Origin of the sequence: Methylomonas sp. 11b (assembly GCF_000515215.1) — a bacterium.
Taxonomy (GTDB): domain Bacteria; phylum Pseudomonadota; class Gammaproteobacteria; order Methylococcales; family Methylomonadaceae; genus Methylomonas.
On record NZ_KI911557.1, the window covers coordinates 1248369 to 1270132 of the forward strand.

The 21764-nt window shown below is 52.9% G+C and carries 20 protein-coding genes; 6 read left to right on the forward strand and 14 right to left on the reverse strand.

Features of this window, described 5'->3' with window-relative positions:
* Positions 1-22 precede the first annotated feature (22 nt).
* Genes lexA through METH11B_RS0105780 form a run of 4 tightly spaced genes read left to right on the forward strand, consistent with a single transcriptional unit; the run spans position 23 to position 6020 of the window.
* Positions 23-640, forward strand: a complete 618-nt coding sequence (gene lexA / locus METH11B_RS0105765) for a transcriptional repressor LexA (protein ID WP_026601211.1) — start codon at positions 23-25, stop codon at positions 638-640.
* Positions 637-1251: a translesion DNA synthesis-associated protein ImuA gene (imuA, locus tag METH11B_RS0105770; RefSeq protein WP_026601212.1), complete on the forward strand. Its 615-nt coding sequence runs from the start codon at positions 637-639 to the stop codon at positions 1249-1251. Before lexA ends, imuA begins: the two co-directional genes overlap by 4 nt.
* 7 nt (positions 1252-1258) lie before the next feature.
* The gene (locus METH11B_RS0105775) at positions 1259-2749 is read left to right on the forward strand and encodes a Y-family DNA polymerase (RefSeq protein WP_026601213.1); all 1491 of its coding nucleotides are present in this window, start codon (positions 1259-1261) and stop codon (positions 2747-2749) included.
* On the forward strand, positions 2733-6020 hold the full coding sequence (locus tag METH11B_RS0105780; protein ID WP_026601214.1) for an error-prone DNA polymerase: 3288 nt from the start codon (positions 2733-2735) through the stop codon (positions 6018-6020). Before METH11B_RS0105775 ends, METH11B_RS0105780 begins: the two co-directional genes overlap by 17 nt.
* 48 nt (positions 6021-6068) lie before the next feature.
* On the opposite strand, the gene METH11B_RS0105785 is transcribed toward METH11B_RS0105780, so the two are convergent.
* A complete protein-coding gene (locus METH11B_RS0105785) occupies positions 6069-6587 on the reverse strand; it encodes an REP-associated tyrosine transposase (protein WP_026601215.1) in 519 nt (172 codons plus the stop codon).
* A gap of 424 nt (positions 6588-7011) precedes the next feature.
* Here METH11B_RS0105785 and METH11B_RS0105790 point away from each other — a divergent pair, with 424 nt between their 5' ends.
* Positions 7012-8118 (forward strand): hypothetical protein, encoded by a 1107-nt coding sequence (locus tag METH11B_RS0105790; protein ID WP_026601216.1) that lies wholly within the window; start codon positions 7012-7014, stop codon positions 8116-8118.
* Between the two features lie 67 nt (positions 8119-8185).
* Here the strand turns inward: METH11B_RS0105790 and rluB are convergent, their stop codons facing one another.
* From rluB to METH11B_RS0105835, 9 genes are all read right to left on the reverse strand, one after another.
* A complete protein-coding gene (rluB, locus tag METH11B_RS0105795; protein ID WP_081733903.1) occupies positions 8186-8908 on the reverse strand; it encodes a 23S rRNA pseudouridine(2605) synthase RluB in 723 nt (240 codons plus the stop codon).
* A gap of 25 nt (positions 8909-8933) precedes the next feature.
* Positions 8934-9980 carry an SMC-Scp complex subunit ScpB gene (gene scpB, locus METH11B_RS26260; protein ID WP_026601218.1) on the reverse strand — a complete coding sequence of 349 codons (1047 nt, stop codon included), beginning with the start codon at positions 9978-9980 and terminating at the stop codon, positions 8934-8936.
* Positions 9981-10035: 55 nt separating this feature from the next.
* A complete protein-coding gene (locus METH11B_RS0105805; RefSeq protein WP_026601219.1) occupies positions 10036-10857 on the reverse strand; it encodes a segregation and condensation protein A in 822 nt (273 codons plus the stop codon).
* Between the two features lie 2 nt (positions 10858-10859).
* The gene (locus METH11B_RS0105810) at positions 10860-11513 is read right to left on the reverse strand and encodes a site-2 protease family protein (protein ID WP_026601220.1); all 654 of its coding nucleotides are present in this window, start codon (positions 11511-11513) and stop codon (positions 10860-10862) included.
* 7 nt (positions 11514-11520) lie between these two features.
* Positions 11521-12141, reverse strand: coding sequence for an L-threonylcarbamoyladenylate synthase (locus METH11B_RS0105815; RefSeq protein WP_026601221.1), 621 nt, complete (start codon positions 12139-12141; stop codon positions 11521-11523).
* A 101-nt stretch (positions 12142-12242) separates the two neighbouring features.
* Positions 12243-12929 carry a tRNA (adenosine(37)-N6)-threonylcarbamoyltransferase complex dimerization subunit type 1 TsaB gene (gene tsaB / locus METH11B_RS0105820; protein WP_026601222.1) on the reverse strand — a complete coding sequence of 229 codons (687 nt, stop codon included), beginning with the start codon at positions 12927-12929 and terminating at the stop codon, positions 12243-12245.
* Positions 12930-12990: 61 nt separating this feature from the next.
* Entirely contained in the window at positions 12991-14949 is a 1959-nt protein-coding gene (locus METH11B_RS0105825; protein ID WP_026601223.1) for an ATP-dependent DNA helicase, read from the reverse strand.
* Positions 14949-15671, reverse strand: a complete 723-nt coding sequence (locus METH11B_RS0105830; protein ID WP_026601224.1) for a tetratricopeptide repeat protein — start codon at positions 15669-15671, stop codon at positions 14949-14951. Before METH11B_RS0105830 ends, METH11B_RS0105825 begins: the two co-directional genes overlap by 1 nt.
* 25 nt (positions 15672-15696) lie before the next feature.
* On the reverse strand, positions 15697-16236 hold the full coding sequence (locus METH11B_RS0105835) for a hypothetical protein (protein WP_036275642.1): 540 nt from the start codon (positions 16234-16236) through the stop codon (positions 15697-15699).
* 323 nt (positions 16237-16559) lie between these two features.
* Between METH11B_RS0105835 and METH11B_RS0105840 the strand changes: the two genes are divergently transcribed.
* Positions 16560-17972: a PhoH family protein gene (locus METH11B_RS0105840; RefSeq protein ID WP_026601226.1), complete on the forward strand. Its 1413-nt coding sequence runs from the start codon at positions 16560-16562 to the stop codon at positions 17970-17972.
* Positions 17973-17977: 5 nt separating this feature from the next.
* On the opposite strand, the gene METH11B_RS0105845 is transcribed toward METH11B_RS0105840, so the two are convergent.
* From METH11B_RS0105845 to METH11B_RS0105860, 4 genes are all read right to left on the reverse strand, one after another.
* Positions 17978-19075 (reverse strand): AI-2E family transporter, encoded by a 1098-nt coding sequence (locus METH11B_RS0105845; protein ID WP_020482350.1) that lies wholly within the window; start codon positions 19073-19075, stop codon positions 17978-17980.
* A gap of 72 nt (positions 19076-19147) precedes the next feature.
* Positions 19148-19447 carry an STAS domain-containing protein gene (locus METH11B_RS0105850; protein ID WP_026601227.1) on the reverse strand — a complete coding sequence of 100 codons (300 nt, stop codon included), beginning with the start codon at positions 19445-19447 and terminating at the stop codon, positions 19148-19150.
* 45 nt (positions 19448-19492) lie between these two features.
* Positions 19493-20695: a methyl-accepting chemotaxis protein gene (locus tag METH11B_RS0105855; RefSeq protein ID WP_020482352.1), complete on the reverse strand. Its 1203-nt coding sequence runs from the start codon at positions 20693-20695 to the stop codon at positions 19493-19495.
* 4 nt (positions 20696-20699) lie between these two features.
* A complete protein-coding gene (locus tag METH11B_RS0105860) occupies positions 20700-21761 on the reverse strand; it encodes a protein-glutamate methylesterase/protein-glutamine glutaminase (protein WP_020482353.1) in 1062 nt (353 codons plus the stop codon).
* Between the last annotated feature and the right edge of the window lie 3 nt (positions 21762-21764).

A 21764-nucleotide genomic window follows, 5' to 3' on the forward strand; every position in this document is an offset into this window, starting at 1 on the left:
AAGCAGTAACTATATAAACAGTATGAAACCACTTACCGACCGCCAACAAGAAATCCTGAACTTCATCGAGCGCAGTTTGCTACAGGACGGCTTTCCGCCGACTATCGCCGAAATCGCCGCTGCCTTTGATGTGCGCTCCACCAACAGCATTCGCGGCCACTTGCAGGCTTTGGCACGTAAGGGTGCCATCGAACTGGTACCGGCCGCCTCGCGCGGTATCCGCCTAATGAAACCAACGCCGGCTCCCGAGCAAGGCTTGCCGCTGGTCGGCCGGGTGGCGGCGGGTCAGCCGATACTGGCCGAAGAACATATCGAGCGCTATTGCCGCCTGGGACCGGAGTTGTTCGACAACCGCGCCGATTATCTGTTGCGGGTACAAGGCATGAGCATGCGCGATGCCGGCATTCTGGATGGCGATCTGTTAGCCGTGCAACGCACGCCGGAAGCGCGTAACGGCCAGATCGTCGTGGCGCGGATTCACGACGAAGCCACGGTAAAGCGATTGCGTCTGGACAGTAAAACGCATATGGCTTATCTGGAACCGGCCAATCCGGATTTCACGGTAATCGTAGTGAATTTGCAACGCGAGCCTTTGGTGATCGAAGGCGTGGTGGTCGGCGTGATTCGCAGCGGGCTATGAATGCAAACGCCTTGGACCAACTCTTGCGCTCGCAAACCGGCGTCTGGCGCGGCTTGCGTTCGGAACACCAAGCTTGGCCGGTCATTCCTTCCGGCTTTGCCGAGCTTGATGCCTTGCTACCAGGTGGCGGCTGGCCCTTAGGCGGCGTGTTGGAAATTCTATCGCCCTGCTTAGGCATCGGCGAATTAAGCCTGCTGCTGCCGGCCATGGCCGGCATGACGCAAAGCAAACGCTGGATAGCCTGGATCGCCCCGCCGCAGCAAGCTTACGCACCGGCATTGGCGCAGGCCGGCATCGATCTAGCCTATGTTCTGGTAGTAGACTGCCGGCAAGAGTCGGATATTCCCTGGAGTCTGGAAAAACTACTGCGTAGCGGCCGCTGCGGCATGACTTTGGCTTGGCCGCGCCGGCTCAGCGATCATCAAATCCGCCGCTTACAATTGGCCGCCGAAGCCGGTTCCGCGTTGGCAGTACTGTTTCCAAAGCAACGTAGCGGCAGCGGCTATACGGCATTACGTCTGGAAGTCAAGCCGGCGGAGACCGGCCTGGCCTTGCACATTTTGAAGGCGCGCGGCAGTTTGCAACGCGCGTCATTAATCTTGCCGCTATAAGAAAACGATGGCTGCAACCGCCAAAGCACTATCGCCAACCCCGGCGCACCGGGTCGATGCCATTGCCAAACCCAACGCAGCCAATAGCCAACTTTGGTTATGCGCGTATTTTCCCGACTTGGCTTTGGCCGCACTGCATCTGGATTTAGATCAGGCCGTCACCTGTTCGGCGCAGAGCAAAGGCCAAACTCCTTTATATGCGGTCTCGGAAGCAGCCCGGCAAGCCGGCGTCGAACCAGGCATGGCCCCCGCTGCCGCTTTAGCCCTGTGTCCCGGCTTGAGCATTCGGAACCGCGATCCGTTCGCCGAACGCCAGGCATTACAACAACTCGCCGAAATTGCGCTGGATTTCAGCCCCTGGGTCAGCCTGGATCAGCCAAACTGCCTGCTACTGGAAATTCGTTCCTGTCTGACCCTGTTCGGCGGCGTAGAGCGCTTACAAGATAAACTAAGAACGGCATTGCAAACCGCTAGGCATCGTCCGCTAATCGCCATTAGCCCGTCCCCAACAGCTAGCGTCTTACTGGCAAGACTAAGCCTGGAAACCATTGTCACAGATCGCCAGGCTTTGCGCTCGGCATTAGGTCCGCTGCCAGTCGCCGCCCTGGCGCTGGACGATAAAATCTTACACCGGCTATTCCGCACGGGTATTCGCCAACTCACCGACTTGTGGCGACTGCCGCGCGACGGCCTGGCAAAGCGCTATGGCGCCGTGTTATTGCAACAACTGGATAGACTCGCCGGCCAACAAACTCAAGTTTTACAAGCTTTCCATCGTCCACCCCACTTCCAGGCCAGCAGAGAGATGCCGATCGAGTTGGAACGTATCGAGCATTTCTTTCCGGCTGTCGAACAGCTGGCCGGCGAATTTGCCGCATTTCTAAAAAACCGCGACGCCACAACACTAGGCATCACCCTGGAACTGCACCATTACGACCGTCCCGCCACTCGCTTAACATTGGATTTTCGCGCGGGCAGTCGCGACCCTAAACACTGGTGCGGCTTGCTGTACGAAAAACTGGAACGCTCGCCGTTACCCGCGCCGGTGCTGGCCGTTACTTTGCAGAGCGAAGCCATAGCGCCGTTTCAGCCGGAACGCTTTAGCCTGTTCGACGACCACGAAACCCCAGGCAGCGAAGCCGAATGGCAAGCGGTTTTGGATCAGTTGCAGGCCAGACTGGGCCATCACGCCTTGACATTTCCAGGTATGCAAGCCGACCATCGTCCGGAACGCGCCATGACCGACATGCCAAACCGGCTGACCGCAAATCCCGATTTAGCGCCTCGACCTTTGTGGCTGCTGACTAATCCCGAACCGGTGCGGCTAAGCGGCCTTAGCCTGCTATCCTCGCCGGAACGCATCGAGTCCGGCTGGTGGGACGACCTGCCGATCCGCCGCGACTATCACATCGCCCAAGATAAACGCGGTCGTAAGCTGTGGGTATATCGCGATTTAACCGCCAGACAACAGTGGTTTGTCCATGGCCTGTTCGGATGAGGCCCGCGCGCCAAACCTCGGCTTTGCGGAATTGCACTGCCTGTCCAACTTCAGCTTTCTGCGCGGCGCCTCGCATCCTGAAGAACTGGTCGAGGAAGCAGCCAGCCTGGGTTACCAGGCGCTGGCGCTGACCGACGAATGCTCACTGGCGGGCGTGGTAAGAGCGCATCTGGCAGCTAAGAAACACAATATCAAACTGATCATCGGCAGCGAGTTTGTCTTGGAAGGCGGTCTGAAACTGGTCTTGCTGGCAACCGATAGAAGCAGCTACGGCAACCTGTCCGCCTTGATTACCCTCGCCCGCCGCCAAGCCGAAAAGGGCAGCTATCGGCTGACTAGACCCGATTTAACCAAGCATTTTCCGCAAGGCTGTCTGGCCATCTGGTTAGCCAACGACCAATTCATGGCAGACGATGGCCGCTGGTTGAAAAAGCTGTTTGCCGACGATCTGTGGCTGGGGATCGGCCTGTTTCTATCCGGCCTCGACGCAAGCTATTGCCAACAGGCTCAAGCTACGGCTAGGCAATTAGATATTCCAATTGTCGCTTGCAACGATGTGCATATGCACCGCCGCTCGCGCCGAGCTTTGCAAGATACACTGACCGCAATTCGCCTCAGCCAACCCTTATCGCAACTGGGCTATGCCTTGTTCACCAACGGCGAACGGCACCTACGCCCCCTGCCCCGGCTGGCCAAGCTTTATCCAGCGGCATGGCTGCAACAATCGTTAATCATTGCCGAACGCTGCCAATTCTCGCTGGACGAATTGCGTTACGAGTATCCACAAGAACTGGTGCCGGATGGGCATACGCCCACTTCCTGGCTGCGGCATTTGACTGAAGCCGGCGTTCACAAACGCTGGCCGCTGGGCGAGCCAGCCAAGGTGCGCCAACAAATCGAACACGAACTGGCCCTGATTGCGGAACTGGCTTACGAACCCTATTTTCTGACCGTGGATGACATCGTCCGATACGCCCGTGAGCAAGGCATCCTCTGCCAAGGCCGCGGTTCGGCGGCTAATTCGGCGGTGTGTTTTTGCCTGGGGATTACCGAAGTCGATCCGGGCCGAATGAATCTATTGTTCGAGCGCTTCTTATCCCGCGAGCGCAACGAACCGCCGGACATCGATGTGGATTTCGAACACGAGCGCCGCGAGCAGGTCATTCAATACATCTACCAAAAATACGGCCGGCACCGAGCAGCTTTGGCCGCTACGGTGATTACTTACCGCACCCGCAGCGCAGTGCGCGATGTCGGCAAAGCCTTGGGCTTGAACCTGGCGCAAGTCGAACGCCTGGCCGACAGCGTGGATCGATGGGATGGCTATCAGCTAATGCCGGAATCGCTGAAAGAATGCGGCTTCGACCCGGACAGCCACACCGTACAACGCTTGGCCGTGCTGGTTCAGGCAATCAAGGGCTTTCCGCGCCATCTGTCGCAACACGTCGGCGGCTTCGTGATCGCTCGCGACGAGCTCTCACGCCTGGTGCCGGTAGAAAATGCCGCGATGACCGACCGCACCGTGATTCAATGGGAAAAAGACGACCTGGAAGCGATGGGCCTGTTGAAGGTGGACGTGCTGGCGTTGGGCATGCTCAGTGCGATTCGTAAGGCCTTGGAATATCTTGGTCAATATTGCCGGCCGCCCCAGCACCAATATCCCTTTGATGAAGAGAATTGTGGAAACTCCCTCTCCCGCCGGGAGAGGGCTGGGGTGAGGGGATATTCAAATCATAACCACCGCCCTCATCCTAACCTTCTCCCGGAGGGAGAAGGGACTGTTTCGACTTTTATCACCCCTACCGAAGAAACAGGCTCACCTAACATCGCCTGGACCCTGGCCGACATTCCCGCCGAAGACCCGGCGGTATACACCATGCTGCAACAAGCCGACAGCATCGGCGTGTTCCAAGTCGAGTCGCGGGCGCAGATGACCATGCTGCCGCGCCTGAAGCCGCAAAACTATTACGATCTGGTCATCGAAATCGCCATCGTCCGCCCCGGCCCGATTCAAGGCGAGATGGTGCATCCTTATCTGGCTAGGCGAAAAGGCTTGGAGCCAGTGGAGTATCCCAGCCCGGAAGTCCAAGCCGTACTGGAGCGTACCCTGGGCATCCCGATTTTTCAGGAGCAAGTGATGCAACTGGCGATGGTCGCCGCCGGCTTTAGCGCCGACGAGGCCGATCAACTACGGCGAGCCATGGCCGCCTGGAAACGTAAAGGCGGCCTGGAACCGTTCGAACGTAAATTACTGGATGGCATGCGGGCGCGCGGCTACAGCGCCGAATTCGCCCAGCGGATTTTCCAACAGATCAAAGGCTTTGGCGATTACGGCTTTCCGGAATCGCATTCCGCCAGCTTTGCCTTGCTGGCTTACGTCTCTGCTTGGCTGAAACGCCACCATCCGGCGGCGTTTTGCTGCGCCTTGCTGAACAGCCAACCGATGGGCTTTTACGGGCCGTCGCAATTGGTGCAAGACGCCCGCCGCCATGGCGTAGAAGTGCGCCCGGTGGATGTGCAAGCCAGTCAAAGCCAATGTTCATTGGAGTTTCCCGCCAACGCCGCGCCGGCCTTACGCTTGGGGTTTAATCAAGTCAAGGGTTTATCGGCAATCGCGGCGGCAAAGATTATCCAGGCCCGAGGCCGACAAACATTTGCCAATGTTACCGATCTCGCCGCGCGTGCCGGTCTGGATCGGCAAGACTTGGAACACTTGGCAGCAGCCGATGCGTTAAAATCCCTGGCTGGCAACCGGCATCGCGCCTTTTGGGCGGCCAGCGGCGTGGAAGCAGCCACCCCAGCATTTGGCGTACCGGTCATCGCCGAAGCCACTCCGCTATTAAAAGCCCCCAAGCAGGGCCAGGAGGTATTGGCTGACTATGCCAGTACCCGGCTCAGCCTGCGCGAACATCCGCTAGGCCTGTTGCGCGAACGTTTGCGCCGCCGCGGCGTCACCACCGCCGCCTCCTTATGGCAACGGCGCAATGGCAGCATCGCCCAAGTCGCCGGCTTGGTGATATGCCGGCAGCGACCGATGACCGCAGCCGGCGTGACCTTTGTCACCCTGGAAGACGAAACCGGCCAAGTCAACCTAGTCGTCTGGCCCGCCACCGCTTTGGCACAACGCAAACCCTTGCTCAAAGCCCGCCTGCTATCGGTAACCGGGACCATCCAGCAAGAAGACGGTGTGTTACATCTGGTCGCCGGGAAGTTGGAGGATTGGAGTAGCTGGATCGGCGACTTGGCGAGTAAATCGCGGGATTTTCATTGAAACACCAAAATTTTAAGATAATGGTTTTTATCCCTTAACCCAACTCGACTACTCGCAGTCCAAGTCCGCAATATCCGCAGCCAAGGCACACCCCCAACTGGCGGGATAAAACCCAGTATCTACGAAACGTTGAAACGAACTGTGTGGCCATTCCCCGGGAGACAAGGCCAAACCATGTTTGACGGGGTTGTAATGGATGTAATCCAAATGCTTATTAAAGTCGGATTCGTCACGGATGCAATGCTCGAAAAAACGTGGTTGCCAAATGGTTTTTGCACCGTCTTTTTTCACACTCGCCGAAACTCTTCGAGAAAAAGCAGTTTTAATCATTTGCCACCGGGTTGAATAATCGAAATCGCCCTCCGGCAATAGCCAGAGGCAATGCAAATGATCAGGCAAAATGACGGCAGCGGTTATGTCGAAAGGTCGTTTGCATTTAACCTCTTGAAACGCCTGACGAAGCAACGCAACCCGCTGAATACCGGCGAAAATCGGTTGGCGACGATATGCCACAACCGTAAAGAAATACAAGCCGCCAGGAACATACAACCGCCTATAATTGCTCATAACCCGCTTTAAGATTATTTTTCAGCCTAGTCCAGGGCAGACATTTCCGACAAAAATCACCGTCCTAGTGTAGGCCAGAATAAGCCGATAGGCGTTTCTGGCAATTACACGCTTGCCGGAAACGCTAACGCTTATTCCGGCCTACATGGCTAATTTGAACAGCCGCTAGGCTGGCCCGAAGGGCGAAAACCGGGGATGGTTTTCGTAGCGAAAGCTCTCGCCCGCAGGCGCAAGAACCGGCATTCAATTAAGCTTCGCAATAGGGGAGCGTTGTTTTTGACTTTGGAAAACTACCAACTATAGTGAGTTGCGAGCAACCTTTGCAGCAACTTTGCTGGTAATTGTTTTGCAAGCGCCAACCAAGAGCTCTCATCCGCAATTAAGCGCCGTATAAGGATAATATCAAGCCATATAGAGCTGAGAAATGTTGAAGAATTTGTTTAAGAAAAAAGTTTCGGCTATTGAGTCCACAACTGACTATCCAGCGGTCAATCTCACGCCAACCGACTTAGAAGAACTCAAAAAGATATTAAGAGCGGCACTTCCGAATATCCAAGCAGAAAATAACCCACTTGCTTGGTCTTGGGATCCGGATTTATGGGTGTCCGGCAAATTGCATTACCTAATCCCACACGAGGTCGCAACTACAAAGGATATTGCCGAATTTCTACTATATATCCGTACCGCGTCGCTGACTTTTCCAGGAGGACCATTCATTTGGGATCTCAATTCGCTGGACAATTTAGTGTTTCTACCAACGAGCAACGCGGAACGAAAGCAAAAGCCCGGCATCTTTGCCGCAATTCATTCGGCCAGCGACGAACCATACCAAGCCTACTGCCAATTCGTGGCAAAAATTCTAAGAAACATCAAGAATAACCATGACGAAACCTTAGCCAACACCGAGAATAGCGAGCAAAGTCGAGCATTGGCCGCTATGAGATCGGCCGCTCAAATTTTGGATTTTCAACGTAGTTTACGTGCAGGACTTGTCGGTACAAGGCCCGAGAATGTCAAATACTTCCTAAGTGACACCGACGAATTCTTGTTCGGCAGACCTGATAGACCGGCAACCGTAAAGGTCAAATTCCAACAAGAATCGGTATCTGTGGTGCTCCCGAACTACGTGCGTATTTCAAAAACGCCCGCCGACCAGATCGACGCAACCTTTGGCGAGAATTACATCTGTAGGCTTGAAATTTCGAGAGTCCACTCAGATGGTCCGGAATATCCCGAAGAATTTGGAGTATATCTGGTCAAACAATCTGCGGAAAAGCAAGGGATGACGGTCAACTACTCTGCCGACGGCAAGGCGATAATTCCAGTCCCCCCTTTTATAAAACAAGAACGCGACCAACTTTTTCAGGTTTTTCATTTCACGATCGGCACTAAGCGAAGCGTGTTCACCATGACCCTGACGTGTCCCCCACTACAAAATCTTCCGGAACAAGAAAAGACTCGAATCAACGAAATCATTAACGGAGTGATCGCAACGCTGACCGAAGAGAATCCGACCACAAAACTCCACTGAACTATTAAGATCATCACTCCGCGGCGGACACGGCTTGCCAACTGCGGTATCGATGAGTTCAACGCGACTACAACCCCACAAATTCCATCAAAGCGGCCAACTCCTTGGCCTCCAACTCATAAAACGAATGCGCCCTAACCCGTTCCGGCAAGCCGACATCGCCGTAACGGACCCGAATCAAACGGCTGACTTTGACCCCCTGCGATTCCCATAAACGCCGTACCAGACGATTCCGCCCCTGCTTGACCGTCGCGTAAAACCATTTATTAGCGCCTTCGCCGGCATAAAAGCTGACGTCTTCGAAATGCGCCGGGCCGTCTTCCAGTTCCACACCTTGTTTCAAACGGGCCAGCATGGCATCGTCCACTTCGCCTAAAATCCGCACCGCGTATTCGCGTTCGACTTCGCGCGAGGGGTGCATCAAACGGTTGGCGAGTTCGCCGTTATTGGTGACTAAAATCAAGCCGGAGGTGTTGATGTCCAGGCGGCCAACCGCGATCCAGCGGCCGACTTGCAGGCGCGGCAGTTGGGTAAAGATTACCGGGCGGCCTTCCGGGTCGCGGCGGGTTACCAATTCGCCGACCGGCTTGTGGTACACCAATACGCGGGTCGGTTGCTCGGCGTATTTTTCCCATTTCACCACCCTGCCATTGATTTGCAGATGGTCGTCGGGCTTTAAGTGATAGCCCGGTTGCACCGGGTTACCGTTGACTGTGAGTTTGCCTTCTTCAATCCAGCGCTCGATTTCTCTGCGCGACCCAACGCCGGCTCTGGCCAGCAGTTTCTGGATACGCTCGCCGCCGGCAGGCGCGGCTTTAGTGGAGGGTGAGGTTTTCGGCGCCGAGGCCGGCTTCGGTTTGGGCGTCGAACTCGGTTTCCGAGACTGCGTTTTCTGGGTCCGTTTGTCCTGCGGGGCTGACGGGTTGTTCGATCTCGGCGGTTTGCGGTCTTTCACTGTGGTCCTGCTCAGGTTGCGGTTGAAGCGAATTGCCGAAATCGAAATTGACGATTTCTTCCAGCGTCGGTAATTCGCTCAATGTAGTTAAATTGAAATAATCCAAAAATTGTTTGGTGGTGCCGAACAAGGCCGGCCGGCCCGGTACTTCCTTATGGGCGATGACACGAATCCACTCGCGCTCCAACAGGGTTTGAATGATGGAACTGCTGACGCTGACACCACGAATATCCTCGATTTCGCCGCGCGTCACCGGCTGGCGGTAAGCGATGATCGCCAAAGTTTCCAGCAGCGCGCGCGAATACCGCGCAGGCTTTTCCTCGAACAAGCGGGTGACATAAGGCGACAGACCCTCGCGCACCTGAAACCGGTAACCGCTGGCCAATTGCCGCAGTCCAATCGGCCGATCCGCATAGTCGCGAGCAATGTCATCCAAGGCCATTTGCACCGACAAGGTATCGGGTTGCTCCAGTTCCGGAAAGGTTTCCTGGATCTGTCTAATCGTCATTGGCCGGTTGGCGGCAAACAAAATGGCTTCCACAATGCGCTTGGTGTTCATGTCGCACTCTTTAATTATGTCGGGCTGTAATCGGTGGCGTTCAACCAGGATGGGTTCGACAGTGCTGGCGCGAATAATCTCAGACCAGCGCTGCGGCAAGCGGGTTGCGCGCCTAGCCTCGCTAACGTCGGTAGCCTCCGGCAGCTGCCAACTACTCTGCCAAGCCGGCAGCAAGCGCACCGTATGCCGACGAGACTTGGGCAAAACCACGGGTTCGGTTGGTTCGTGGGCTTGAACAACCGCAATTCGCATCTCGCTGGACCAGATAGCAGGAAAACGCACAGCGCGCCGTTTGACCGGCACAAAGACTGTGATCGGCTCTGGCTTGACCCGCGGTTTGCGAGGCACTCTGGGTTTATTTGCAGGAATAACATCATCGACGACGGTATCGGCTAACGACGGATTAGTCTCCGGTGCCGCTATCGAGGCGGATTCTGACCTGGATACCGGCGTAAGGTTCGGATTGGAAGATGTCGATGATGCGCTCTTTGGAGAGTTCAAGGATGGCAAGAAACGCGACAACCACTCCGTTTTTTCCTTCACCTCGGGTAAAACACGCTGCGAAAGGGAGCTGATTTGCTCCGTTAAGTTTTTCCAAAATGGCTGCCATTCGTTCACGGACTGATAGGGGTTCTTTGGTTATTTGGTGGTGACTAAGCCTCTCGGCACGCTTCAATATATCCTGGAAGGCCAGCAGCAGTTCCTTGAGCTGCACATCCGGCAGAATTTGCTTAACATCCACGGTCGAGGTATCGACACCGAATTCAAAGGTATCGCGCTCGTTTCTGGGCAACAGATCCATCTCTTCGGCGACTTTTTTGATCGCTTCGTATTCCTGTAATTTACGGATCAAAAACGCTCTGGGGTCTTCCTCTTCTTCCTCGCTTTCCGGCTGTCTGGGCAGCAGCATCCGCGATTTGATCTCCGCCAGCAGCGCGGCCATCACCAGATATTCGGCGGCCAGTTCCAGACGCATATTTTCCATCATGTCGATGTAGGCAATATATTGCTTGGTAATCTGGGCGATGGGGATGTCGAGAATATCCAGATTTTGGCGGCGAATCAAATACAACAGCAAATCCAGCGGTCCTTCGAACGCGTCCAGAAAGACTTCCAGCGCATCCGGCGGAATGTAGAGATCGTCCGGTAAATCCTGATAGGGCTGGCCTTGAACCAGCGCCAGCGGCGGCAGCGCGGCTTCAACCGGTAATGCTACTTCGTTCAAAACTACATGCCCGCCAAACTAAAAAATAATTGTTGGGCGTAGTACATTGGATAAGCCAGCAAATATTGCAACACGTCGGTAGCAAGTAATATCAACAAAAAAATAAAACCAAACCGTTCCAATCGATTGTACTGCCAAGCCCAATAATCCGGCAGCAATCCGGATAAAATCCGACTGCCATCCAACGGCGGAATAGGCAAAAGATTGATCAAAGCCAAAACCAAATTGATGCTGATCCCCGCAACACCGCTGTAGATCAACGGGAAGGAGATATATTCGATTTCCAGCATCACGCCGATTCTAGCCAGCAAAGCCCAGGCCGCCGCCATCAACAAATTGGATAAAGGACCGGCTACCGCCACGATCGCCATGGCTTGGCGCGGCTTTTTAAACGCGCGAGGATCGACCGGTACCGGCTTGGCCCAACCGAACACAAAACCGGTAAAGGTCAGCAACAATAAACCGGGAATAACCAGCGTGCCTAGCACGTCGATATGTTTGAGAGGATTCAGCGTTAAACGGCCTTGGTCGGCGGCGGTGTTATCGCCCAACTTCTTCGCCACCCAACCGTGCGCCACTTCATGACCGGTAATCGCAAAAATCACCGGTAAAATCCAAACTACGATCCTTTGTATCAGGGTTAATTCGTCCATCATTTGTTTTTCACTCCAACATCGGCGCAATACCGATACCTTGCCGAACAATTTCAATCGACTTGTCGCCGCAAGCGATGACGGTAGTGGGTTGATATTCGATCACCCCGACATCTATTACCAGGGCCAAGTCTTTTTCCAGCCTTTTTCTGATTTCGTAGGGATCGGCCAAAGGCTCGCTATCGCCGGGCATCATCAAGGTGGATGTCAACAACGGTTCGCCAAGCTGCTCGACCAAGGCCTGGGCAACCGGATGATCGGTAATCCTGACGCCTATGGTTTTCTTTTTCGGATGCTGCAAACGGCGCGGCACTTCTCGCGTGGCATCCAGTAAAAACGTAAATGGGCCGGGCGTCAGCTTTTTGATCAAGCGATGCGCTTCGTTGCCCATTTTGGTAAAGTTGGAAACCTGCGACAGGTCGGTACACAACAGCGTGAAGTTATGATTATCATCCAGCCGGCGCAGGCTGCGAATTTGATCCATCGCCGCCTTATCGCCAATCTGGCAGCCCAGTGCGTAGGAAGCATCGGTGGGATAAACGATGACCCCGCCGTTCCGCAAAATATTAACGGCTTGTTGAATCAAGCGCGGCTGCGGGTTCTTCGGATGAATTTCGAAATATTGCGCCATGGGCTAAAAATATCGGCTTAGGTAAAACGCTATTGTACCTTAGAAGGCATTTAAAAACGTCGCCAGGCAGTTTTAGCAGCAGGTGCAAGCCACAAATCCGCTTATCTTTCCGATTGTTTTTTTGCCACTTTATCACGCAGATAAACCGGCATGGCTTGCTCGACAGCCACGGCCAAACCGTTAGCAAATCCATAAGCCGCCAGTTGAGCAACACACGCGGCACGTGGCCAAACCTCTACCTCGACGCCCAGCACGCGCTCAGCTAAACGCTGGCCCAACTGCTCCGCATAAACACCCCAGCCGGAACCGACGCCAAAACCGGCGCGGTCGGGAAATATCACGTCGCCGGCGGGCGTCACGGCTTCCGCGCCGTATAACTCCGCCAAACCTAATTCGTTACGTTGATACACACCCCAAAAAATCTCGTCCATCCGTGCATCCATCGCCGTAAAACTCAGTTCAGCATCGGCGCGACGATTAAAAAAATCTTGGGCGATTGCCGCCAACGTCGAAACCGGCACCACCGGCAAGTCGGCACCATAAGCAATGCCCTGCACCACGCCGCCGGCTATTCTGACACCGGTAAACGAACCGGGCCCGCGACTCAAACCGATAGCGTCCAGTTGTTGCGGTTTGAGCTGGGCATCGGCCATCAATTCGTCGATCATCGGTAAAATCAATTTGGTATGTTCGCGAGGCGCGACGGCAAATTTTTCGCTAATCTCGCCATCGATAAACAAAGCCGCCGAACAGGCGTCGGTGGAGGTTTCTACTGCCAATAATTTCAAATCTGTACCTCTGTCAACAAGATGCCGGAAACGCTAACGCTTATTCCGGCCTACGCAATGTTCAATGTGATTCTTCCAATGCAAAAAACCGCCGCACATCCTCGATCTCGCGGCTGCGCTTCATCGCCGGCACGCTATCTAAAAACATTTGGCCGTAGGAGCGCTTCAATAATCTGGGGTCGCAGACCATCAGCACACCGCGGTCGTTGACGTCGCGAATCAAGCGGCCCACTCCCTGGCGCAGCATAATGATGGCGCTGGGGAGTTGATGCTCGAAAAATGGGTTGCGGCCCTGCTTTTCCATCGCATTCATGCGTGCTTTCAGCACCGGATCGCCAGGCGAGGCGAACGGCAGTTTATCGATGATCACACAGGATAAGGCGTCGCCGCGTACGTCCACGCCTTCCCAGAAACTGGCGGTTGCCAACAATACTGCGTTGCCCAGTTCCTTGAACTGATCCAGCAATACGCCTTTGGACTTGGTACCTTGTACCAGGATGGGATGGTCGAGCTTGCCTTCCAGCAATTGCGCGGCGCGTTGCAAGGCGCGGTGACTGGTAAACAGGAAAAACGCCCGGCCCCGGCTGGCTTCCAGCACCGGCAAGGCAAACTCGACAATTTTGTCGGTAAAGTCCGGATCGCTGGGCTGCGGCAGACCTTTGGGATGGTAAAACAGGGCCTGATTCGGGTAATCGAACGGACTCTCCCAGCTCTGGCTGAGCGCTCCGCTCAAACCCAGATTCTTGGAAAAATGCACGAAATTATTCGCCACACTCAGGGTGGCCGAGGTAAAAATCCACGTAGCTTTATGCCGGGCCATGAAGCCGCGAAATTCCTTGGCAATATCCAGCGGAGTACGGCTGAGGGTAAATGACTTACTGTAGGTTTCGTACCATTTGATCCACTGTCCATCCTTGTCGTTAATCAGCGTTTCCAGTTGCGCGTCTAGCGCTTCGGCGCGATCAAAGCAGGATTCGAGACCTTTGCTGCGCACCGAGGCGCGCTCCAGTTGATCGGTCAGTCGTGCCAGTTGCTTTTGCAAGGATTCCAACGCGCCGGCAATTTTTGGATTGGTTTCGATGTCCTGCCAATCGCCGCGCCGCAATTCCAGACCAAACGCCAAGCGCAAATCCTTCACTTCGTGTTGCAAGTCTTCGCAGGCGGTACGTAAGTCCGGCATATCCTTGGCGTCAGTAAAATATTCGGCCAAGCTGTCGTCGGCCAGATCGACCAACTGCTTGCCGCTGATCGTCACCCCCAAAAAATTGGAGGCGGTATCAGCCAGTTGATGGGCTTCGTCGATGATGACCACTTCGGCATCGGGCAATAATTCGCCGAAACCGGTTTCGCGAATCGACCAGTCGGCGCAAAGGAGATGATGATTGACGACGACGATTTCAGCCTCTTGAGCCTGTTTGCGGGCTTTAGTGAGAAAACAGTCGGCATAATCGGGGCAATTTTGACCCAAACAATTGTCGGTGGTCGAAGTCGCGTGAAACCAGACGGGATCGCCGTCGTGCACATCGGCTACTTCCGAGACGTCGCCGGCTTTGGTGCGTTTCGACCAGGCTTTGATCTGTGCCAGGGCCGCCGCATCTTCCTGACTGTAACCAAAAGCAGAATTCAAGGCCTGCTCCAAGCGATAAGTACAAAGGTAGTTGGCGCGGCCTTTTAACAAGCTGGCTTTGAACGGCCGTTTGCTCAAGGCTTTGCGGATTACCGGCAAATCCTTGTTGAACAATTGATCTTGTAGATTTTTGGTACCGGTGGAAACGATGACTTTCTTACCGGACAGGATCGCGGGAATCAGATAGGCAAAGGTTTTGCCTGTACCGGTGCCGGCTTCGGCGATCAGATTTTGCTGCGACTCTATGGCATAAGCAATCTGCTCTGCCATCTCGATCTGCGCGGCGCGCGGCGAGTAACCGTTGATAATCTCGGCTAAGGCGCCGCCCTCGCCGAAAATATCGCCCAATTTTGCGGCGGCGCCGGAAAGCGACGGCTTGGAACCCTCAGCCACTAGCGACCGAAAAAGCTATCCGCTTTGGCTTTAGCTTCTCTAGCCCCTTGGGAATTTTGCTGCATTTGTCGGGCTTCGGCGATCAGCAACCAGCTTTTGCGCTTCAGATCCAGATCGCCGCCAGCCAGCAGAGCCGCCTTGCCGGCCAACTCTTCCGCGAGTTGCGGTTTATTTTGTTTGATTCTGAGCTGCGCCAGTTTATAGGTCAGGGTCGGATTGCGCGAATCGATACGTAAGGCCCGCTCCATCACCACCACCGCCGCATCGAGATCGCCGCTGTTGCGGCTGCGGTCGGACTCGCTAATTAAAGCCACCACCGCCGGCGGCGTGCCGCTGGGGATGCGCGCGTCTTCTATGACAAACCTCGGTGCCGGCGCAGTTGCCGTAGCCGCCGCCGCGGGAGCGGATGCTGTCAGAGCAGGACTGGCTGGCGCAGGCGGCGGAATATCGGCCGGCGGCATCAACGGCTCGGCGCGAAAGGTCGGCAGATTCGGTTCATCTTTAAAGTTATTGCTAACGCTTTCGATGGGATAGGTCGCGGTATCGGGGGTAGACGCCGGTTTTTTTGCAGTGGCCGCAGGTACTTTATTTGCCGCCGATTTTTTAGACGGGGCTTTTTTGGCCGGTACACTTCCCGCCACCGGCGGTTCTGAGCCTGGATTACTACACGCCGTTAATATCAGTAACAGAGGGCACAAAATTAACAGAGATTTTTTTTTCATTTACGATTTAAGTAGCCAAGTAAAATTAAAACAGTTCGATTTCATCATCGTCGCTTTGCTGGTTTGCTTGTTGAAACAAGGCTAGCGCTTCATCGACGCTTTTACCCTGATGGATAGCATCAAACATCACTTTTTCAGATTCCATAGTGTACTGGTTACGAATGCTTTCCTGAAACTTATACCATTCGGCAGGATTATATAACCTGTGCGGCGTATCGATGATGATCGACAAGCCTTTTAGATTGTTAGACACGTGTTGCAAGCATTGCTGCAGGCGATCATAAAACTGGAACGCCACAATCGCCGAATAGATTTTATGCTGGGTCGCCTCGCAATGCGCCAAAGCTTGGTCGCGGCTCTCGCTCTGCTGAAAACCGCTCAGTATCTGATGGATATTTTTCATCTCTTCAACCATACCGGTAAACGAGTCGGCCAAGGCTGAAACCGACTCGTCGCCGGCTTTCATACTGCCTTCAACCTGAGCAACCGAGACGGTCAACAGTTTGATGGTTTCCCTAATCTGGCTCCAATCCAAGTCTGGCTGGCTTGAGGGTGAGAATGTCATAAATAGCTATCCTAAAAATACCGATACAAATTAAGTTGTCGCGACATATGCGCTCTATTGTAACCGACTATACCAAGGCAATGACGACGGCTTAAGTATAGAGAACCTGGAGAGTAGTCGATTATTGGCACAAGGATTTTTAAAAAAGCCGGAATTGACGGTGAGATCGCACTACTCCTTTAAGTCCACGGCATCAGCGCTTATCGGACACAGGCCAAGCGATAGCTCGGTTGACGATAACTCCACAGATAGAGTAGAAATACATTCAGCGCAGCACCGGGTTTCTGTTGAAACCGTCTTTCCACGCTTTTTACAAGGATAATATGAATATTCAATCCGCCGGCAAAAAATTGTTCGTGTTGGACACCAACGTACTGATGCACGACCCAACGTCCATCTTTCGCTTTCAAGAACACAATGTTTTCATTCCGATGGTGGTGCTGGAGGAACTGGATCACGCCAAAAAAGGCTTATCCGATGTATCGCGCAACGTCCGCCAAGTCAGCCGATTTTTGGACGAATTAATCCGCGATGCCGATCAGCAAACCATCAATGCCGGCTTGCCGCTTTCGCGCATCGAACATTCACTCAACGGCGAACGCGAATTCGACGGCCGTCTGTATTTTCAAACCCGGCAATTGTCGCATCTGCTACCCGCCGACCTACCCGGGCAAATTGCCGATAATTCCATCCTGAGTATCGTATTGGCCTTGGGTAAGGAATACCCGGATGTGAAGGTAATCCTGGTCTCCAAAGACATCAACATGCGCATCAAAGCAGCCGCGCTACAGATCAGTGCCGAGGATTACCATAATGATCAAACCATTGAAGACATAGACCTGCTCTACACCGGCACAATGGCGCTGGACAGCGACTTTTGGGAGGAACACGGCGGCAAGATGGAATCGTGGCAGGAAAACGACCATACGTACTACCGCGTGAATGGTCCGCTGGTTGCAGAATGGTATCCCAACCAATATCTGTATATGGAAGGCGAAGATAATTTCGAAGCCATTGTGAAAAGCCGTGAAGGCGACACGGCGGTGTTGCAATTGGCCCGCGATTACCGCACTAAGCACAATAGTATCTGGGGCATTTCCGCCAAAAACCGTGAGCAAAATTTTGCGTTGAATGCTCTGCTGGATCCGAACGTGGATTTCGTGACGCTGATCGGTTCGGCCGGCACCGGTAAAACCTTGCTGGCACTGGCAGCCGGCTTGTCTTTGACACTGGAAAGCAAAGCCTATCTGGAAATTATCATGACGCGGGAGACCATGCCGGTTGGCGAAGACATTGGTTTTTTACCCGGCACGGAGGAGGAAAAAATGGCACCGTGGATGGGGGCGTTGATGGACAACCTGGAATTGCTGGGCAGCCGCTCCGGCACGACCGAATGGGAACAAGGCGCGTCGCAAAACGTGATGATGAACCGGGTAAAAATTCGTTCGCTGAACTTTATGCGCGGCCGGACTTTTCTGAATCGCTATTTGATTATCGACGAAGCGCAAAATCTGACGCCTAAACAGATGAAGACTTTGATTACCCGGGCAGGACCGGGTACAAAAATTATCTGCATCGGCAATCTGGCACAAATCGATACGCCGTATCTAACCGCTACCAGCTCCGGTTTGACCTATGTGGTTGATCGTTTCAAATCTTGGCCGAATAGCGCCCATATTACGTTGCGGCGCGGCGAGCGTTCGCGGCTGGCGGATTTTGCATCGGACAATTTGTAAAGCTATCAGACTAATGCTTGACTGATTTCAGCCTTTGGCCACGCCATTAACACCGCTTTAACCAGCGTGGCCAAGGGTATCGCAAAAAACACCCCCCAAAATCCCCACAAGCCGCCAAAAAACAGAATGGCGACGATAATCGCGATAGGGTGCAAATTTACGGCCTCAGAAAACAGCAACGGCACCAATATCACGCCGTCCAGAGCCTGAATCACCGAATAAGCGATAAATACGTACATAAAGTGATCGTTGCCACCCACACCCCACTGAACGTAGGCCACAGCCAACACCGGAAAAGTCACCAATGTCGCGCCGACATAAGGAATCATCACGGACAATCCCATCAGTACCGCAAGCAACATCGCGTAATTCAAGCCCAACAACCAGAAGACTATGTAACTGATCGCCCACAGGATAAACACTTCAAGAAATTTGCCTCTAACGTAATTGGCGATTTGCCTATCCACCTCATGCCAGACCCGCAAGCTGAGACTGGTATCCTTCGGCAGAAACTGCACAAACCAACCTAATAAAACCTGTTTATCCTTCAGAAAGAAAAACACCATCAACGGCACCAAAAACAAATAAATAATCACCGCCACCAATCCTACAAACGATTGAGCAGAGCCGGAGATTAAATCCTGACCATACTTGAGCAAGTCTTGCTGAATGGAAAACATGATTTCCCGAATTCGAACTTCCGAAATGAGTTCGGGATGACGCTCAGGGAAACGCATAATTTCGGCTTGGGTGCTGGAGACAATTTCCGGAATGTGTTGCACCAGTTGCACTGTTTGCTCGGACACTATCGGCACTAGTACGAACAACACAAAGCCCAGCGCAGCCATAAACGCAAAGAACACCAGATGCACGGAAACTAAACGCCCCAATTGGCGCTGTTCGGCTTTAACCACCAGCCCTTCCAATAGATACGCCAACACAATCGCCACGAAGACCGGCATCAGCAAATCCAACAAGCCGTATATCAATAAAAAGCCGCCCAGCAAAACTATGGCTAGGGAGACAACTTGGGAATTGGGTAGAAATCGCTGGAAAAAATTTCTAATGAAATCGGAACTGGAAAAGTCAGTCTGTTGGTTCATGGAGTGTTGGCGGCTACGCAACCCGTTGCCGGTTTGATCGCGCCATTAGATTATATAAAAAAGCGGGATTGCTCAGGACAGTGTAAATAATTTATCAAAATTAGCGATTTCCAAAATTTTTTTTACTTCGGTACGCGAATTTTTAATCCGTATGGCCGACTTATCGCCAGCCATCTTATCTCGTAGAACTAACAGCATCCCAAGGGCAGAACTATCTAAGTATTCAGTGCCGTTCAAATCCACCTCTATCAGTTTTACGCCATTTTCAACCAGCTTGGTTGCTTCGCGAAACTCATTGTGCACACCGAAATCGAACCGGCCGCTTATTTTTATCGACAGCACTCCCCCATCAACGCGTGCCTCAATACCCATATTCTCTAGCCTCACAAATTATCATGTCATTACCATACATTCACGTTAAAACAGGTCCACATCGCCTTCGTCCATGGAAGATTGCGAAACAATATGCGATTTTCTGACTTGCCACTGCTGCTTCATGATTTTCAAACGGTCAGAACCTTGCTGTAATTGATCGCGCCAATTTGCATCGCTACCCGTTTTAAATACACCCAACCCTATGCTTACCTCGTCGGATAGCGAGCCGAAATGCTGTAAATTGAACTGTAAATATTCGATCAATTGCCGAGCCATATCCTCAAATTGCAGCCCTCGCACGGCATTACCGACACTGAACTCAATTTTATTTGTCAATTGGGAAATTTCGCCGACATTGCTGGAGATATTGGCATTAATGACGGCGATATCATCCATCATCTTGTCGATACTGGCCTTGGAACTAATCGCCACGTTCATGTCTTTGGAGGCCATTATTTCAATCATGGTTTGCGCTTCGTGGATATTATCCTTGGAAGCCTTTACCACGCGCTTAATTTCTTCACTGAACTTATCGGAATTTTTCGATAGATTCCGCACTTCTCCCGCAACCACCGCGAAACCTCGACCGGCTTCTCCTGCCCTAGCTGCTTCGATGGCGGCATTCAGCGCCAACAAATTGGTTTGATCGGCAATTTTTTGCACATCGCCCAACAGTTTCTCGACATGAGCCATATGGCCGCCAACGTCATTGATAACCGCAACCATCTCCATGCTCTGCTTACTGATTTGCAGAATATGGTCGATAAAAAACTGCAAGACATTATCGGTTTCCTGGGCAAAACTCGTGAAATTGAGACTACTACGCCCTTTGTCGGTACTTCCTTCCAGATCACTTACCAACGAATATACTATCGATGACTGCCCGGACGTCAAACTAGCCAAGCTATTGAAGCTGTTGGACATCGTGCTCACCGCATCGGCGAGCATGGATTTGAGCTGTTCCAATTCCGCGCGGAAATAGGATGCTTCTTGGTCAATACAATCTTTTAGATGTAATAAATAGTCATCAATCGCACGCACCAATTCGGCTTCGCTTAGCTCCTTGCTATTTGTCGAGGCTGACTCTTGCGCACGTTGAGCACGAAATGCATTGACCATCCACAATATCGTTGCAATTGGGGCCGCTAGCCAATAAACCAGCGCATTGGACGAAAACAAAGGCAATAACAAAACTACCAGCGTGAATAAAACCAGGAGCGCGTTATCTTTTAGGAACTGCAACATATCTTCAATCCACCAGGGCCAGGATTTTTTCCGCTATTTTCCCCAAGGATAACACATGATGCGCGGCCCCCAGTTTGTAGGCTTCGCCAGGCATACCCCAAACTATACTGGATGCTTCATCCTGCACTATATTGATGGCTCCGGCCTCACGCATTTCAAGCATGGCTCTGGCACCATCCGCCCCCATGCCCGTCAACATAACCCCGACCGCATTGCTACCAACATTTTCGGCAACTGATCGAAACAGAACATCCACGGAAGGCTTATGTCTGTTGACAGGCGGACCATCATCAAGGCGACACGCGTAACGAGCGCCATCTCTCACAACCATGAGATGTTGATCACCTGGCGCTATATAGATATTTCCGGGCAATATCAGCTGCCCATCGCTAGCCACGCAGGCAGTCATGTCGGAAGCCTCGTTTACATGTTTGGCAAACGAAGCGCTGAAGGCGAGGGGCAAATGTTGGGTAATGACAATCGCCGGCGCCGTTCTCGGCAGACTTTTTACCAGTTCCTTGACCGCTTCGGTGCCGCCCGTTGAAGAACCCAACGCCACGATTTTATGAGTCGTTTTGAAATGCTTTTTCATCGTACCAATTGCATTCTCATTCACTGAACTAAGGGTAGGGACATCAACCCGATTGGTTTCCAAAGCTTTGACTTTTGCCTGAGCGGCCATCCTGATTTTACCGATAATCTCATCGGCATAGGCTCGTAAGCCATGGGAGACATCGACTTTTGGTTTCGCCACAAAATCAACCGCGCCGAGCGCCAACGCATCAAGGGTCACTTCGGCGCCTTTTTCGGTCAACGTTGAAATCATGACCACCGGCATAGGCCTTAAGCGCATCAAATTACGTAAAAATGTCAGCCCATCCATTCGCGGCATTTCTACGTCCAATGTTAATACGTCGGGATTCAAGGCCTTTATTTTTTCCCTAGCAATAATCGGATCGCTAGCCGTGCCGACTACTTCAATATCGCCTGCCTCATTAAAAATTTGCGTCAGCATTTGGCGAATTAATGCCGAGTCATCAACAATCAATAGCTTAATTTTTGTCATCCT

Excerpts from the sequence above, each read along its gene's own strand:
- METH11B_RS0105835 (WP_036275642.1), bottom strand. The coding sequence starts at position 16,236 with ATGACATTCTCACCCTCAAGCCAGCCAGACTTGGATTGGAGCCAGATT.
- METH11B_RS0105815 (WP_026601221.1), bottom strand. The coding sequence starts at position 12,141 with ATGGCGCAATATTTCGAAATTCATCCGAAGAACCCGCAGCCGCGCTTG.
- METH11B_RS0105785 (WP_026601215.1), bottom strand. The coding sequence starts at position 6,587 with ATGAGCAATTATAGGCGGTTGTATGTTCCTGGCGGCTTGTATTTCTTT.
- METH11B_RS0105855 (WP_020482352.1), bottom strand. The coding sequence starts at position 20,695 with ATGTTGCAGTTCCTAAAAGATAACGCGCTCCTGGTTTTATTCACGCTG.
- METH11B_RS0105790 (WP_026601216.1), top strand. The coding sequence starts at position 7,012 with ATGTTGAAGAATTTGTTTAAGAAAAAAGTTTCGGCTATTGAGTCCACA.
- METH11B_RS0105845 (WP_020482350.1), bottom strand. The coding sequence starts at position 19,075 with ATGAACCAACAGACTGACTTTTCCAGTTCCGATTTCATTAGAAATTTT.
- lexA (WP_026601211.1), top strand. The coding sequence starts at position 23 with ATGAAACCACTTACCGACCGCCAACAAGAAATCCTGAACTTCATCGAG.
- METH11B_RS0105810 (WP_026601220.1), bottom strand. The coding sequence starts at position 11,513 with ATGATGGACGAATTAACCCTGATACAAAGGATCGTAGTTTGGATTTTA.
- METH11B_RS0105830 (WP_026601224.1), bottom strand. The coding sequence starts at position 15,671 with ATGAAAAAAAAATCTCTGTTAATTTTGTGCCCTCTGTTACTGATATTA.
- METH11B_RS0105840 (WP_026601226.1), top strand. The coding sequence starts at position 16,560 with ATGAATATTCAATCCGCCGGCAAAAAATTGTTCGTGTTGGACACCAAC.
- METH11B_RS0105780 (WP_026601214.1), top strand. The coding sequence starts at position 2,733 with ATGGCCTGTTCGGATGAGGCCCGCGCGCCAAACCTCGGCTTTGCGGAA.
- METH11B_RS0105860 (WP_020482353.1), bottom strand. The coding sequence starts at position 21,761 with ATGACAAAAATTAAGCTATTGATTGTTGATGACTCGGCATTAATTCGC.
- METH11B_RS0105850 (WP_026601227.1), bottom strand. The coding sequence starts at position 19,447 with ATGGGTATTGAGGCACGCGTTGATGGGGGAGTGCTGTCGATAAAAATA.
- imuA (WP_026601212.1), top strand. The coding sequence starts at position 637 with ATGAATGCAAACGCCTTGGACCAACTCTTGCGCTCGCAAACCGGCGTC.
- METH11B_RS0105775 (WP_026601213.1), top strand. The coding sequence starts at position 1,259 with ATGGCTGCAACCGCCAAAGCACTATCGCCAACCCCGGCGCACCGGGTC.